14 protein-coding genes, 1 other RNA gene and 1 riboswitch are annotated in these 15,054 nt (G+C 48.1%); of the genes, 11 read left to right on the top strand and 4 right to left on the bottom strand.

Annotated elements, in window-relative coordinates; genetic code table 11:
* Window positions 1-12 precede the first annotated feature (12 nt).
* The 3 genes from NSS95_RS07995 to NSS95_RS07985 form a co-directional block, all read right to left on the bottom strand.
* Entirely contained in the window at window positions 13-2,748 is a 2,736-nt protein-coding gene (locus NSS95_RS07995) for a PBP1A family penicillin-binding protein (protein WP_328229152.1), read from the bottom strand.
* A gap of 92 nt (window positions 2,749-2,840) precedes the next feature.
* The gene (recU, locus tag NSS95_RS07990) at window positions 2,841-3,446 is read right to left on the bottom strand and encodes a Holliday junction resolvase RecU (RefSeq protein ID WP_014098194.1); all 606 of its coding nucleotides are present in this window, start codon (window positions 3,444-3,446) and stop codon (window positions 2,841-2,843) included.
* 182 nt (window positions 3,447-3,628) lie between these two features.
* The gene (locus tag NSS95_RS07985) at window positions 3,629-3,739 is read right to left on the bottom strand and encodes a hypothetical protein (RefSeq protein ID WP_014098195.1); all 111 of its coding nucleotides are present in this window, start codon (window positions 3,737-3,739) and stop codon (window positions 3,629-3,631) included.
* A 263-nt stretch (window positions 3,740-4,002) separates the two neighbouring features.
* Here NSS95_RS07985 and NSS95_RS07980 point away from each other — a divergent pair, with 263 nt between their 5' ends.
* The 3 genes from NSS95_RS07980 (at window position 4,003) to NSS95_RS07970 (ending at window position 5,238) form a co-directional block, all read left to right on the top strand.
* Complete coding sequence (locus NSS95_RS07980) at window positions 4,003-4,242, top strand: hypothetical protein (protein ID WP_014098196.1); 240 nt, start codon at window positions 4,003-4,005, stop codon at window positions 4,240-4,242.
* A gap of 67 nt (window positions 4,243-4,309) precedes the next feature.
* A complete protein-coding gene (locus NSS95_RS07975; RefSeq protein ID WP_014098197.1) occupies window positions 4,310-4,672 on the top strand; it encodes a YppE family protein in 363 nt (120 codons plus the stop codon).
* A gap of 71 nt (window positions 4,673-4,743) precedes the next feature.
* Window positions 4,744-5,238 (top strand): YppG family protein, encoded by a 495-nt coding sequence (locus tag NSS95_RS07970; RefSeq protein ID WP_014098198.1) that lies wholly within the window; start codon window positions 4,744-4,746, stop codon window positions 5,236-5,238.
* Window positions 5,239-5,314: 76 nt separating this feature from the next.
* Here NSS95_RS07970 and NSS95_RS07965 read toward each other — a convergent pair whose 3' ends face one another.
* Entirely contained in the window at window positions 5,315-5,746 is a 432-nt protein-coding gene (locus NSS95_RS07965) for an Hsp20/alpha crystallin family protein (RefSeq protein ID WP_326241871.1), read from the bottom strand.
* 149 nt (window positions 5,747-5,895) lie between these two features.
* Here NSS95_RS07965 and NSS95_RS07960 point away from each other — a divergent pair, with 149 nt between their 5' ends.
* The 8 genes from NSS95_RS07960 to NSS95_RS07925 all read left to right on the top strand — a co-directional run bounded on the left by NSS95_RS07960 (window position 5,896) and on the right by NSS95_RS07925 (window position 14,547).
* Window positions 5,896-8,196: a DEAD/DEAH box helicase gene (locus tag NSS95_RS07960; protein WP_017550449.1), complete on the top strand. Its 2,301-nt coding sequence runs from the start codon at window positions 5,896-5,898 to the stop codon at window positions 8,194-8,196.
* Window positions 8,177-9,475, top strand: coding sequence for a ribonuclease H-like domain-containing protein (locus tag NSS95_RS07955; RefSeq protein WP_017550448.1), 1,299 nt, complete (start codon window positions 8,177-8,179; stop codon window positions 9,473-9,475). The genes NSS95_RS07960 and NSS95_RS07955 overlap by 20 nt, the downstream gene beginning before the upstream one ends.
* Before the next feature lie 338 nt (window positions 9,476-9,813).
* The gene (locus NSS95_RS07950; RefSeq protein WP_014098202.1) at window positions 9,814-10,065 is read left to right on the top strand and encodes a CotD family spore coat protein; all 252 of its coding nucleotides are present in this window, start codon (window positions 9,814-9,816) and stop codon (window positions 10,063-10,065) included.
* Between the two features lie 69 nt (window positions 10,066-10,134).
* Window positions 10,135-10,686, top strand: coding sequence for a DUF1273 domain-containing protein (locus tag NSS95_RS07945; protein ID WP_014098203.1), 552 nt, complete (start codon window positions 10,135-10,137; stop codon window positions 10,684-10,686).
* Window positions 10,687-10,766: 80 nt separating this feature from the next.
* A complete protein-coding gene (gene gpsB / locus NSS95_RS07940) occupies window positions 10,767-11,069 on the top strand; it encodes a cell division regulator GpsB (protein WP_013859462.1) in 303 nt (100 codons plus the stop codon).
* A 184-nt stretch (window positions 11,070-11,253) separates the two neighbouring features.
* An RNA gene (rnpB, locus tag NSS95_RS07935) (RNase P RNA component class B) lies at window positions 11,254-11,645 on the top strand.
* 154 nt (window positions 11,646-11,799) lie between these two features.
* Complete coding sequence (locus tag NSS95_RS07930) at window positions 11,800-12,945, top strand: THUMP domain-containing class I SAM-dependent RNA methyltransferase (protein WP_014098204.1); 1,146 nt, start codon at window positions 11,800-11,802, stop codon at window positions 12,943-12,945.
* Window positions 12,946-13,026: 81 nt separating this feature from the next.
* Window positions 13,027-14,547: a carboxypeptidase M32 gene (locus NSS95_RS07925; RefSeq protein WP_014098205.1), complete on the top strand. Its 1,521-nt coding sequence runs from the start codon at window positions 13,027-13,029 to the stop codon at window positions 14,545-14,547.
* A gap of 292 nt (window positions 14,548-14,839) precedes the next feature.
* Window positions 14,840-14,941, top strand: a riboswitch (purine riboswitch).
* Window positions 14,942-15,054: the final 113 nt, after the last annotated feature.

The following is a 15,054-nucleotide window of genomic DNA, read 5'->3' as shown; positions in this document are numbered from 1 at the left end:
TCACGTGCTTTTTTATTTAGAACCGGTATTGTTATTTGCGGACGTGTTGCCCGAACTGTTTTCGCCTTTATTGGAACTGTTCCCGCCGTTCGTATTGGTCCCTTGGTTTCCGTTTGAACCGCTGTTTCCCTTGCCATGAGTGCCTGCTCCATTGTTTGCCGGTCTGTCATTTCCGCTTGAAGGGCCAGTGCCTGAACTGTTTCCTGGACCGTTGTTGTTATCTTTGTTGCTGTTGCCGTTTCCGCTGTTTTCCGAGCCGGTGCCGTTTGAATTGCCGCTGTTTGTTCCCTTGTCTGAGCCGGTGTTGTCTTTGTTTTCGCCGGACTGATTGGTGTCAGTGCCGGTATTGCTATTCGTATTTGAATTGTTTGCATCCGGTTGTTTTTGGGCATTGTCTTCCGGTTGCTTGTTTTGGTTATCATCCGCCTTCGTGTCCGTGCTATCCCCCGGAACCGTTACACTGGCGGATGCCGCTTTGCTTTTCACGCCATTTACCGTGGCGGTGACATTGAAGACATACGTTGCGCCCGCTTTCGGATTGGCAACGGTGATCGATTTTCCTGAAGTCGAACCGAATGACGCCGCGCTGCCGTTTATTGTGCCGGAGACGTTAAAGGTTGCACCTGATCCTTCATAATCCCAGGTAACCGTAATTTTTTTGCTGTTTGCATCATACGCTGCGTGAACATTTGCCGGCGCATCCTGGGTAACGGATTTTTTATCAATCGCTGTATCGATATGGCCGCGGATATACAATTCGCTTCCCATTCTGACGACACTTTTCGGCATCGTAAAGTCAGGCGTTTCTTTGCCTTCCGATACATAGCGCATCAAGTGGCGGTAAATTTGCTGCGCGACCGTTTGATACGGCCTTGTGACGCCATATTTTTTGCCTTTCTCGCTTTCGTATCCGGTCCATACAGCTAACGAATATCTTGTCGTGTAGCCCGCAAACCAGGAATCCCGCACAGAAGAACTCAAAATCCCGTATTTTGCCAGCTCATCTTTATCAAAATTCGTTGTGCCCGTTTTACCGGCGGCAGGCAATCCTGGAATATGGGCGGTTGTCCCGGTGCCTTTTGTCAGCACATCTTTCAGCACGTCCGTAATCATATAAGCCGTAAAATCACTCATGGCGATTTTGGACTGGACATGCGGTTTGATTTCCGTGACCCCGTCACGCAGGACAATTTTCCGGATGGCATGCGGCTTGTTGTATATGCCTTCATTGCCGAATGCGGCGTAAGCGGAAGCCATCTGCAGCGGTGAAACTTGCACCCCTCCGCCGATGGATGAAGATTCAACGATTTCTTTGCTGTTTAAATCAAGGCCGAGTTTTTTTGCAAAACGGATGGCCCTTTCCTTGCCGACTTCTTTATACGTTTCATAGGCAGGAATATTCCGTGATAAATACAGTGCCTTGCGCATGCTCATCTTGCCAAGGAACCGGTTATCCCAGTCATTAATCGGCGTTCCGTCCGAATAAGTGGTTGCCACATCGTTCAATTGGTGCCCGGTTGACCAGTGCAAGTACTCAATCGCCGGCCCGTAGTCAAGAATCGGTTTGATCGTTGATCCCGGCGAACGCTTCGTATCAACGGCATAGTTGAAGCCACGGTCAAGTTTCATATTGCGCCCGCCGCCGAGCGCACGGATTTCGCCTGTTTTCGTATCGATCAGGGCAATGCCGGCCTGCATTTTTTTATCCGGATAATTGATGATCGAATTGGTGTTTAAGATTTTTTCCGTATATTGCTGTGCGGAAGAATCCAGGGTTGTATAAATGGTTAAACCATCGGCATACACATTATAGTTCCCGAGTTTCTGCACTTCCTTAATGACTTCATTGACAAAGGCAGGATATTTGTTCGCGTTTGTATTCCGCTCTTTTTCTTTGACCAGTCCGGCCGAAACCGGGGTGGCCTGCGCTTTTTCCATTTCTGCCTTTGTAATTTTATTGTTTTTGTACATCATCGAAAGGACAATGTCCCTTCTTTTCTTCGTCAGATCCGGATGGTCAAACGGATTATAATTATTCGGGCTTTGTGGCATGCCGGCCAGTACGGCAATTTCCGGCAGTGATAATTTGCTTAAAGATTTGCCATAATAATGTTCAGCGGCTGTCTCAAAGCCGAAGACACCGTCTGACATATAGACTTTATTGACATACATTTCAAGGATTTCATGCTTTGTATATTTCCGCTCAAGCTGGATCGCCAGCCACGCTTCCTGGGCCTTCCGCTTTAATGTTTTTTCGTTTTTATTATTTAACGCCATGGAAACGACCTGCTGGGTGAGGGTGCTCGCCCCCTCGGATCCGAACCCTTTGGTAAAGTTTGCGACCACCGCACCCCCAAGCCGAATCGGGTCGATCCCGTGGTGCTGATAGAACCGTGCATCTTCTGTCGAAAGAATCGCGTTTTCCATCTGTTTTGGAAGCTCTTCATAATCAATATATTTCCGGTTCTGTGCCCCGAGCGTTGCGACTGTTTTGTTGCTTTTATCCTTAATCACCGATGGAATCGGGTCGGATAACTGCTTCTTCGTCAGTTTCGGGGAGCTGCTTGCGTAATACGCAAAAGTGCTGATTCCCGCAATGACTCCGGCCAGCCCGACAAGAAAGCAGACAAGAATGAGCCGCTTTATAAATGTTAAAAATTTGTTTTTCGGTTTTTTCCTTTTCTTTTTATGTTGATTTGCCTGCATTTGTTTCCGGCGTTCTTCGCGGGATTGGTATTTTTCTGCCATGCTCAGCATTCCTTTCTTCTAAATCTGAAAAAGCCGATTTAGATTCAAAACATATTGTTGCCGGATCCGTCAATCATTCGGCCGGGCAACAACTATAAAGCATACAATTGTTTTAAAACGGCGATGTAATCAATTCTCGGCCGGTATCCAACCGGTATAGGGTGCCCGTTTTCTTCAATTTCTTCTTTTTTTATCGATTTTCTCCCTCCGGCAAGCATTCTATCCCAATAAAAAAATAAATGGCGGGATTCCAGCAAAAAAATTTCTTCTTCTTTCGCAAAACGGAGAATGACAAAGCAAATTCCGCCTTGCGCCACCACCTGTTTCATATGGCTGATTTGATGCTCATGGAAGTTATGAAGCGGAAAAGAAGTATGGTTTTGCGTTTCCTTTGCTTCAAAGTCTATATATTTACCGTTCATCACCCCGTTGTAATCGGTTGTGGACGGCTGTTTAAAATAGGCTTCTTTAATGACGGCTGTGCTCCGTGACTGATAATCGACCTGGACAATCTGGATCGGGGTCGGTTTTTTATGGATAACGGCAATGCCTTCCTGCAAATAATAAGCATTGGTTTCATTCAGATCCTCTTCCAGTGTCATCCCACGGTTGCCGTATAAAATTTGGTTCGCATTTTTCCGTCCGGCTTTGTTTTTTTTCCCTTTATACTTTTTTCCGTTTGGATAACGCAATTCCATGTTCCCTCACCTCATAAGCTAAATTATATCATAGCAGAACAGACAAAGAATATGTAATAAAAAAAACAGTCTTTCGGCCCCTTTTGCGCCGGCGGGGGACAAGGAACCGGCCTGCCCGGTTTTTTTCGCTAAAAACAGGCAAAACAAAAAGCAAGGAAACATTTCCTTGCTTTTTGCTTTCATTAGGTGGAAGGGCGGTCAGGGCCGTTCAGCTTCTTATCTCCTTTTGCCAAAGACCCTTTCTGTTCCCGTGCTTTTTTCTGTTGTTGTGCTTTGTTGTCATTCGTTTTCATGGAAACCCACCTCCTGAAATTGGTGTCACCGGATTTTCCGGCATATTTATTGTTTGCAGTTCCGCCTTTTGCATACATGCCGGCACGAAAGTTGGCGCAGCCGGGAAAAATGCGCCCAAAATGGAGGCACGCTGTCGAAAGAAAACGCAAAATGAAGAAACCCGTTTTCTTTGCCGAATTGCTTCTAGTTTTGTCAGGCATGAAGGGACCGGGCCGCCTGGCAGAGAATGAATAGGCATGATGAAATTCAAGGGGGAAAACAAATGATACCGAAAGCCGCATTTTTAAACGGGCTGGAAAAAATGGAAGAGGCACTCGAAAATATTGGGACAGAGATCCGGCATAAGGCGGAGAAGGAAGCAAGAAAGCAGTCGATAAAGCAGTGGTACCATTTGAAAAAAGCAGAAATGAAGCTGGATCATTTGGAAAAAAGGGCGGAAGCATTCAGAAAAACATACAGGGCGGAAAGCTTGCGGATTGATGAAAACAAAAAAACTTCCTAAAATGAAAGAAGTCTCCCGTAAAAAAACCCGGCGAAGGGAGAATATCCGGTTAGAAGGGTGAACAGAAATGGAAGAAGGGCAATTACAAGCGTTAAACGAGCAGCTGATTGCGTACACGCTTGAGCTTTACGACCTGTACCAGGAAGTAAAGGAAACAGGGGTGGAAAAGGATTTTTTCAGCGAAGTCAAGCCTTTTTGCGATACGTTGCAGGATGCCATTGACAGGTGGCTCCCGGCCGCAAAAGCATGGGTGGAAGCCCGGAGGCCGGCGCATCTTTTTCCGTCCCAGCTTGAACATACGGCCGAAAATTTGCAAATGGTTGCGGTGCGTGCTTTTTACCCGTCATCGAGCCGCAAAATGATGCTCGACCATTTTCAGTCGGTGAAATATATTCTCCAATGCTTGCAGGAAGCATTGGAGAAATCGTAAAGGATATGGACACATCACCAATTGCCAGATGCCACATACATTATTGGTGAAGCAGGCAGGAGGCGATGGCAATGCGCGTTTTTCAAGATCCTTACAGCAGCCGGCGCACAAGAAACATAGGACGGTATCCTGTAATGCCGGGGGCCGGTCCGTATTACCCGCAATTTCCATATCCCGGGCAGCATTCCCCGCATGTTTATGGATACCCCCCAGCGCCGTATCCGTACGGCCAGCATCCGGGCGGGTACGGTCAGGCCTGGCATATGCACGGACAAAGCGGCCAGCATGCCGGGGAAGAAGCTGCCATGCATTTGTTCGGAAACCCGCTCGAGGCAGCTGAAAAGCCAAACACCCAGCACGGTGCGGCAGGGTTCGGCCATCCGTACCCGCATCAGCCTGTTCCGCCAAAGCCGCCGCAAATGGGGGGATCTTTTTTGAATTCCTTCAAATCCCAGGATGGCTCCATTGATTTTAATAAAATGGTCAATACTGCCGGACAGATGATCAATGCGATTAATCAAGTATCATCGATGGTCAAAGGGCTCGGGGGCCTGTTTACAAAATAGGCTTCCGGGCCGTTTTGCTTAAAAAAGGGACAAAAAACGGAAAAAACCGGGACGCTCCCGGCCTCTTATTCAATCCTCAGCTTTTTTTCTTTCCTTTCGGCATCAAAATCACAAGCAGCCCGTTTTCAAATTTTGCCTGAATCTGATCCCCGTCCACCAGTGGCGGCAGGGGCACCGTCCGGCTTATCCGGCGGAATGCGCTTTTCTTTTCGTAAGCTTTTTTCGTTTCATCCAAACTTGAAACGGCTTCCTCATGCCTGGCGCTAATGGTGAGATATTGATCATAAACTTCAATCTCAATCTGGCCTTTTTCATACCCGGGCAGTTTGGCTGTCAGTACATAAGCTTCATCTTTTTCTTCAAGGCGGACCGGGATCGTATCAAAAGAAAAAAATTCATCGAGATTCTCAAAAAAATGTTTGACCGGTTTTTCCTGAAAAAATTGGTCCATCGCTTGCATCAGCCCGTAAAAAGGATGCTTTTCATCCGGGCCGGATAAATTGGACATCGGCAGGCTCCTTTCTTATTGATGATAAAGAAAATGAATGGTTGCACAGCACTCTTTCGCTGTATAATATGAAAACCAAGCGGAAAATGTGAAAGAATGCTTTTAAAACGAACGTCTATTCGATATAATAGATAGCGGGGTGAGGAAAGATGTTCAGAAAAAAGAATTTGCAGGAAATATTGGAGCAGTTGCAGATGGACCGTTCTTTCCAGGAACGGATTGTCCATTGGCATACGATTGAAGGAAAGCCGGCTGTAACGGTGCCTTTTCCTGGCAGCATCACACCGGCTGTGCTTTCGGCACTCGAAAAAAGAGGAATTTCGTCATTGTATACCCACCAGGCAGAGGCATATCAGCTTGCCATGGCAGGAAAAGATTTTACGGCCGTTACCCCGACTGCATCAGGCAAAACGCTTTGTTATAATCTGCCTGTGCTCGAGACCATCCTTCAAAACCCAGATGCACGCGCGCTCTATATGTTTCCGACAAAAGCGCTCGCGCAGGACCAGAAAAGTGAAATAAACGAAATCATTGAAGAAGCCGGCGTGCCGGTAAACAGTTATACATATGACGGGGACACGCCTTCAAATATCCGGCAGCGCGTTCGCAAAGCCGGCCATATCGTCATTACCAATCCGGATATGCTGCATTCCGCCATTTTGCCCCACCATACAAAATGGGTGTCGTTTTTTGAAAATCTAAGATTTGTGGTGATCGACGAACTGCATATATACCGCGGTGTGTTCGGCAGCCATGTCGCCAATGTGTTGCGCAGATTAAAGCGGATTTGCCGTTATTACGGGAGCGATCCGGTTTTTATTTGCACGTCCGCGACGATCCAAAACCCGAAAGAGCTGGCGGAAAAGCTAACCGGCAAAAAAATGGAACTGATTGACCAAAACGGCGCGCCAAGTGGAACGAAGCATTTTCTTTTTTACAACCCGCCGCTTGTGAATAAGCCGTTGAACATCCGGAGAAGCGCCACGCTTGAAGTCCGGAAAATTGCAGGGGAACTTTTGAAAAACAAAATCCAGACGATTGTTTTTGCAAGAAGTCGTGTGCGCGTCGAAATCATCTTAAAATACTTGCAGGAACTCGTAAAAGATGAACTCGGGGAAAAGTCGATCATGGGCTACAGGGGAGGATATCTTCCAACGGAGCGGCGGAAAATCGAGCAGGGATTAAGAAATGGGGACATATACGGGATTGTCAGCACGAACGCCCTCGAGCTCGGTGTCGATATCGGCCAGCTCCAGGTCTGTATTATGACCGGCTATCCGGGCACAATTGCGAGCGCCTGGCAGCAGGCCGGGCGCGCAGGAAGAAGGCAGGGGGAATCACTTGTCATCCTTGTTGCCGGCTCAAGCCCGCTTGACCAGTACATCATCCGCAATCCGGGCTTCTTTTTCAACCGGTCCCCGGAGACAGCGCGCATCAACCCTGATAATCTTGTCATTTTAGTCGACCATGTCAAATGCGCTGCATACGAACTACCGTTTAAAAAAGGGGAAACGTTTGGCGGCGTTGAAATCGAGGACGTGCTCGAGTTTTTAGCGGATGAACGGATTCTCCACCGGCGCGGGGATGCCTGGTACTGGATGAATGATGCTTTTCCGGCCCACAATATCAGCCTTCGTTCCGCGTCGCAGGAAAATGTCGTCATTATCGATATGACCCATGCGCCGGATGTGCGCGTGATCGGTGAAATGGACCAGTTCAGCGCGATGACATTGCTCCATGAAGAAGCGATTTATTTGCATCAGGCGGTGCAGTATCAGGTTGAAAAGCTGGACTGGGAAGAGAAAAAAGCCTTTGTCCGTGAAGTCGCTGTTGATTATTACACGGATGCCAATCTGGCGGTGGAGCTGAAAGTGCTGGAACAGGACCGAGAGACCGTTTTGCAGGATGCCATTATCGGCTATGGGGATGTGATGGTCCGGGCGATGCCGACGATTTTCAAAAAAATTAAATTTAACACGCATGAAAACATTGGCTCGGGGCCGATCCACCTTCCGGAAATGGAACTGCACACGAATGCCGTTTGGTTTTCCATGGGGGAAGACGCGGTACCAAAACATTTGCTGGAAGGCGCGCTTACCGGCGCTGCGCACGCACTCCAGTCGATTGCGCCGCTTTTTGCCATGTGTGACGCCCATGATATCCAGGCCGTGCCCCAAGTGAAAGCGATCCATGACGAAAAGCCAACAATCTTTTTGTATGACCGGTATCCGGGCGGCATCGGCCTGAGCGAAAAAATCTATGGCGGGGCAAGGGAAATTTTGGAATCTGCAAGAGCGATGGTTGTAAACTGCCCTTGCGAAGACGGGTGCCCTTCCTGTACGGGCGCAGAAACGGCTGCCGCGGGCGCAAAGCAGGCCGCCGTCCGGCTGTTTGATTTCTGGCTCGGGGCGATCAAAGGAGGGGCGCAACATGCCGGGATTAAAAGATAAATTAAACCGGATGAAAAACCATATCGTGAGAGACCAGCCTGAGCCTGCCGAACGGGTGGAAGCATCCCGGACCGATTCTGTTCCTTTCTTTGAAATGTGGGAAAAGGCGGGCGCTTCGCTGTATGATTTGGATGGCGAGTACTGCCTCATCCGTGAAGTCCGTTACCCGCTTGAAACAAAGCACGGCAAATATGCTTTTCGCGACTATTTTGATGCCGTCAAATTGTGGCAGCAAAAACCGGTCCGGCACCCTTTATCCGCCAAAGGCTACAGCCCGTTTGATTTGTTTTTTTTCGATACCGAAACGACCGGCCTCGGGGGAGGGGCGGGCAACACGATTTTTTTGCTCGGATATGCTTCCTTTACCGAAGAAAATGTCATTTTAAAACAGCATATTCTTCTGGAACCGGGGCTTGAAGTGCCGCTTTACTACAGTTTCCTGGAAAATATCGATTACACTGCGCTCGTTACATATAACGGGAAGGCGTTTGACTGGCCCCAGGTAAAGACGCGCCATACGCTTATCCGCGACCACGTCCCGCGTCTGCCTGAATTTGGCCATTTTGACTTGTACCACGCGGCAAAAAGGCTGTGGAAAGATGAACTTGGGTCCGTGAAATTAGCGAATGTGGAGCGTGAAATTCTGGGAGTGGAACGCGAGGAGGATATTCCGGGATATTTGGCGCCGATGATTTATTTTGATTTCGTTGAGCGCAAAAATCCGGAAGGCCTGCTTGGCGTCATCCGCCATAACGAAGAGGACATTTTATCGCTTATTTCTTTGTATACCCACCTTACGTTTCAAATTCTTGAGACCGACCCAAACCAGACGGCAAAGGAAAAACGGCTTATCGGGAAATGGTTTGAATATATCGGCGAAGATGATGCCGCCGTGAAAAGTTTTGAAGCGGCCGCCGGCGAAAATGATCTGGCTGCCAAACACCGTCTGGCCTTCCAGTATAAAAAACAAAAAGCATACAGGAAAGCCGGAATGCTTTGGGCTGAATTAGCCGAAAATGCGCCGGATACGATCAGAGCCGAAGCGTGCATTGAGCTTTCCAAACTGTATGAACACAAGAAAAAAGACCTTTTGCAAGCCGTCCGCTATGCCGAAAAGGGACTGGAAATTTATCAAAAGTACGGCAAGTTCGGTTCAGGGAAATGGAAAAAATGCTGTTTGGAAACGGAAAAACGCCTTTTACGGTTGTACCGGAAAGCCCAAATCCCGGCGAGATCCTCTTTCAGCAAGGAAATGTCCGGGAAAAGAACCGGTTTTTAACCGCTATTTCCTGGGCAAGCGCATGATTCGACGGGGAATTCGGGATTTTGAAACGCCCCTTGTTGGGATTTGTCGGTTTCTTTTGGATCAGAGAAAAATGCGCGTCCTTTGTCGATTTCCGCCATTTTTATTGCAGTCCGCCAAAAGTCCCGTTAAAATGGTTTTTGATCAAAATGAATTGTTAAAGAGGTCGAAAAACGATGCACCGGGCGACGTGGGAGAGGGAGTTGTGGATTAAAACGGCAAATTGGGTTTTTTCCTTAGTACATGTTCCCTTTCCGAGTCATAGGTTAGTAGTGTAAGAAAAAAGACGTCTGATGATGAAAGGAGATCGGAACATGTTTCACCACCATTGCCCGCCGCGGATCATGCCGGCTGTTGTGCATCCGACAAAATGCTGCGTTACGCACACCGTCCAGGATGTCATCGTGCCGCATGTTTTCCCGACGCATACAACCCATGTGAATCACCATGTATTTCATCAGCAAAACTACTTCCCGCACACGGAATCGTACGTCAATCAAACCGACCCGGGAACGGTCAGCAACTTTTTTGATCCAGTCAAACCGCACGGGCCGAAGTGCTGCTGACAAATGGACGGCAAGGGTAATCCTTGCCGTCCTGCTTTTAGGAAAACAAAAAACGAGGAGCGTAATGCATTGGGAAAAGTTGTCGCTATTACAGGTTATAAACCGTATGAACTGGGGATATTCGGGACGGACCACCCGGGTATTCGCTATATTCAAACGGCCATCAGAAGGCGGTTAGTGGAATTGCTCGATGAAGGGTACGAATGGGTACTCATTTCCGGGCAGCAGGGCACCGAACTTTGGGCTGCTGAAACCGTTTTTGATCTACAAGCGGAATACCCGGAACTTAAACTCGCTGTGTTAATGCCGTTTGAAGGGCAGGAAGAAAAGTGGAAAGACGAACAAAAAGCATACTACGAGATGGTGCTTTCCCAGGCCGATTTTGTTGCCGCCATCTCGAAAAGGCCGTACGAAAGCCCGCAGCAGTTCCGCAATAAAAACCGGATTTTCTTACATAAAAGCGACTGCCTGATGATTGTGTATGACGAAGAACGCGAAGGGTCTCCGAAATACTTGTTCGAAGCTGCAAAAAAGTTCAGCGAATCGCACCCGTATGACATCCGCATCATTGACTTTTACGATTTACAGGCAATAATAGAAGAAGAACAGACAGATTTTTAGGCAAGCTGTGGTACAATTGACAAATAAAAAGGTTTTTGAAAAAATGAAATTATGTCTGGGAGATGTAAGGTGGTGCAAACATGTTATCGGATCAAATTAAATTGACGGCGAAAGACATTTTGGAAAAAGAGTTTAAAACGGCTGTCAGAGGCTACCGGCAGGAAGAAGTAGACAAATTTCTGGATCTGATCATAAAAGATTATGAAACGTTTAATCAGACGATTGAGGAGCTCCAGCAGGAAAACCTCCGGCTCAAAAAGCAGGCGGAAGAACTAGCAAAACGGCAGCCTGTACAGCAAATGACCGGGACAACGAATTTCGATATTTTAAAACGGCTGTCCAATCTTGAAAAACATGTTTTCGGCAACAAATTAAATGAATAGCCGGCTAAAAAATGTGTGAAATTTTTCTGTAGAAAAGGGCACGGGGAAGCGGCATAAAAAAAACAGACAATCGCTTGCCCGAACCCGGTATGGCAATGCAGGGGGAAGAAATTGACACATCCGTTAAAAATTACAGCTTGCAAGTCCCGGTTTCTTTTTATATAATAGATAAGCGTTGTGAATAACGTTCGGGTAATCGCTGCAGCCTGAAAACGGCTGTTGAGGAAAGTCCATGCTCGCACGGTGCTGAGATGCCCGTAGTGTTTGTGCCTGGCGAATTCATAAGCCAGGGCAGCCTTGATTCAAGGCTGACGGCAGGGAAAACGCCTAAACCTTTAACGGCATGGCGGAGTACCCTTGAAAGTGCCACAGTGACGAAGCTTTACGGGAAACCGTAGAGGTGGAACGAGGTAAACCCCGCAAGTGAGCAACTCAAATCATGGTAGAGGCACTCTTTCTGAGGAAATGAACGAGGAAAGAGACAAGCGTATTGCTTGTAGATAGATGATTACCGCCTTCGTACGAGATGACGCCACATCGTTTGCAGTACAAAGGCACAGAACATGGCTTACAGAACGTTATTCTGGCTGAATCGGAAGAATCGGGCCGGCGCTGCGGTATTTTGATATACAGCAGGCGCCCGGCCTTTTTTATACATAATTTTTTAAAACGTGTTATTTGGTACGGCATGCCATACAATAAGAAATATTAGACGAGAGATGGTGGGAAAATGTCTGACTTTCAATTGATCGCGACAAGCGCAATGGGGATCGAGGCGCTTGTAGCAAAAGAAGTGCGCGCACTCGGCTACGACTGTACGGTGGAAAACGGGAAAATCGAATTTGCCGGGGATGAATCGGCGATTGCCCGTGCCAATCTTTGGCTGAGGTGCGCGGACCGCGTCAAAATCAAAGCCGCTGAATTTAAGGCGGAAACTTTCGATGAACTGTTTGAAGGGACAAAAGCGGTTCCCTGGGAGGATTTTCTGCCGCGCGATGCCGAGTTCCCCGTCACCGGAAAATCGGTCAAGTCAAAGCTATTCAGTGTCCCGGACTGCCAGGGGATCGTCAAAAAAGCAATCGTTGAACGGCTAAAGTCCCGCTATAAAGGAACGAGCTGGTTTGAAGAAAACGGCCCGCTTTTTAAAATAGAAGTGGCGTTATTAAAAGACGTGGCCACGATTACGATCGATACAAGCGGGGCCGGGCTGCATAAACGCGGCTATCGCGCGGCACAAGGGCCGGCACCGATCAAAGAAACGCTTGCCGCTGCACTGATCCGGCTGACAAACTGGCACCCGGACCGGCCGTTTCGCGATCCGTTTTCCGGCTCCGGCACGATTCCGATCGAAGCTGCGCTCATCGGGCAAAATATTGCACCGGGTTTTAACCGCGATTTTTTATGTGAAACATGGCCGTGGATGAGTGAGACCGTCTTTGAAAAAGCGCGCGAAGAAGCGGAAGATCTCGCCCAGTACGACCAGCCGCTTGATATAGCCGGTTCAGATATCGACCCCGGGATGGTTGAAATCGCACAGCAAAACGCCAATGAGGCAGGGCTTGGCGGCATCGTCACGTTTAAACAGATGCAAGTGGCCGATTTTACGGCGCAGGAAGCATACGGCACGATTGTGGGCAATCCGCCGTACGGTGAGAGAATTGGTGAACGGGCGGAAGTGGAAAACATGTACCGGGAGATGGGCCGGGCATTTGCCAAGCTTGACACGTGGTCAGTTTATATTTTGACGTCGGACGAACAGTTTGAACGCGCATACGGCAAAAAAGCGACGAAAAAGAGAAAGCTTTATAACGGGTCGATCAAAACCGATCTGTACCAGTTTTGGGGACCGCGCCTGCCGCGGAAAACAGAAAACTAAGCAAGCCGAATGGTTATCGTTTGTGCGCCGCGTGAAACATGATAAGATGGACGTGCAAGTGATTTGACGGGAGGCATGATGATGGGAACAGAGTCGATTGAAAAACTGGAGCAGGACTTTTTGGCATATGTCAAAAAAATCAAAGCTTATGAAGAAGCGCTCGCCCTCATATACTGGGATTTGCGGACCGGCGCGCCGAAAAAAGGCGTCGGGCAGCGCGCGGAAGTGATCGGCATTTTATCGGGTGAAGTCTTTGACATGCAAACTTCAAAAGAAATGGCCGAATTTTTGGAGAAGCTTTTGCCGCACAAGCAGCAATTGCCGGAACGGACAGCCGGTACATTGGAAGAATGCCGGAAAACATACGAACGCAGCAAAAAAATCCCGCCTGACGAATACCAGGCTTATACGGTGCTCGTCTCGAAAGCGGAAAATGTTTGGGAAGAAGCAAAGGAAAAAGCAGACTTCTCCTTGTTCAAGCCTTATCTCGAACAAATCGTGGCATTCAAAAAGAAATTTGTCCGCTACTGGGGGTATGAAGGCCATCCGTATAATCCCCTGCTCGATCTGTATGAACCGGGCATGACGGTCGATGTGCTCGACCGTGTGTTCAAACAAGTGAAGGATGCGATTGTGCCGCTTGTCCAGAAAATCAGTATGTCGGAAGAAAAACCGGATACGGCATTTCTTTTTCACCCGTTCCCGAAAGAAAAGCAAAAAGCGTTTACGCTTGAAATTCTAAAGCAAATGGGCTTTGACTTTGAGGCGGGACGGCTGGATGAAACGGTGCATCCGTTTGCAACCGGCATCAACCAGGGGGATGTGCGGATTACGACACGTTATAATGAAAACGACTGGCGCGTCGATGTGTTCGGTGTCATGCATGAAGGCGGGCACGCTTTGTATGAGCAGCATATTTCAAAAGATCTGTCGGGTACGCCGCTTGCAGAAGGCGCGTCAATGGGGATACACGAATCACAATCCCTGTTTTTTGAAAACATCATCGGCCGTTCTTTTCCGTTCTGGAAGAAAAATTATCCGCTTTTGAAACAGTTTGCATCCGGGCAGTTTGATGACGTGCCGCTTGAAGCATTTTACCGTGCAGTGAACGAGGCGAAACCATCCCTGATCCGGATTGAAGCCGATATGCTGACGTATCCGCTTCATATTATGGTGCGGTATGAAATTGAAAAAGCGCTCCTCAATGATGAAATCGAAATCGGGGACCTCCCGGAAATCTGGAATGCGAAATATGAGGACTATCTTGGCATCCGGCCGGCACATGACGGGGAAGGCGTCCTCCAGGATGTGCATTGGGCCGGCGGGGATTTCGGCTATTTTCCGTCTTATGCGCTCGGCCTGATGTACGCCGCCCAGTTCAAACATGCGATGTTAAAATCGCTTCCAGATTTTGACAAGCTTGTGGAATCGGGCAATCTGGAGCCGGTCCGAGAATGGCTCACGGCGCATGTTCACCGGTTCGGCAAATTGAAAAAACCTGCCGATATTTTGCGCGATGCCACTGGTGAAGCGCTCAACCCGAAATACTTGATTGATTACTTAACCGAAAAATATACCGATGTATACCGGATCAAAGATTAAGATAGAACTTTCGGCTAACAAACAGTGCGGCAGCCGCCGGTTTCAGAAAGAAAACCGGAAACCTGCGTATGCTGCAGATCCGGTGTGCGTAGCCTAACACAGGCAATTGTAACGATGGAAAAAACGGTGGATATTCCGGTTTTTCTATCCATGTTGCCCGCCGACTTTTCTGTAAAATTTTCGGCGGATGTTGCCTGCATTTTGCCAAACGCGAACAAAAAGAAAGACGGAAAATCCGCCGTTCGGAAATTTCGTCTTTACATGCCGGAAAGATACCCTTATACTTTTATTATAAAAACTGAACGCATTCACTCATATAATCGCGGGAATATGGCCCGCAAGTTTCTACCAGGCTGCCGTAAACGGCCTGACTATGGGTGGGCAATGGGAACGTTGTGGATGTTCCTTTTCCTTTTTGCACATGAAAAAGCTCAAAGGCGTTGCTTACTCCATTTTTTGTGGGTGCAGCGGCCTTTGGGCTTTTTTTCTGAAGGCCGCATGTTTCAA

Origin of the sequence: Weizmannia sp. FSL K6-3076 (genome assembly GCF_038007245.1) — a bacterium.
GTDB classification, from domain to species: Bacteria; Bacillota; Bacilli; order Bacillales; family Bacillaceae_C; genus Weizmannia; species Weizmannia faecalis.
Note: the sequence above shows the minus strand (reverse complement) of the source record. Positions and strands in the feature narration are given on the sequence as shown.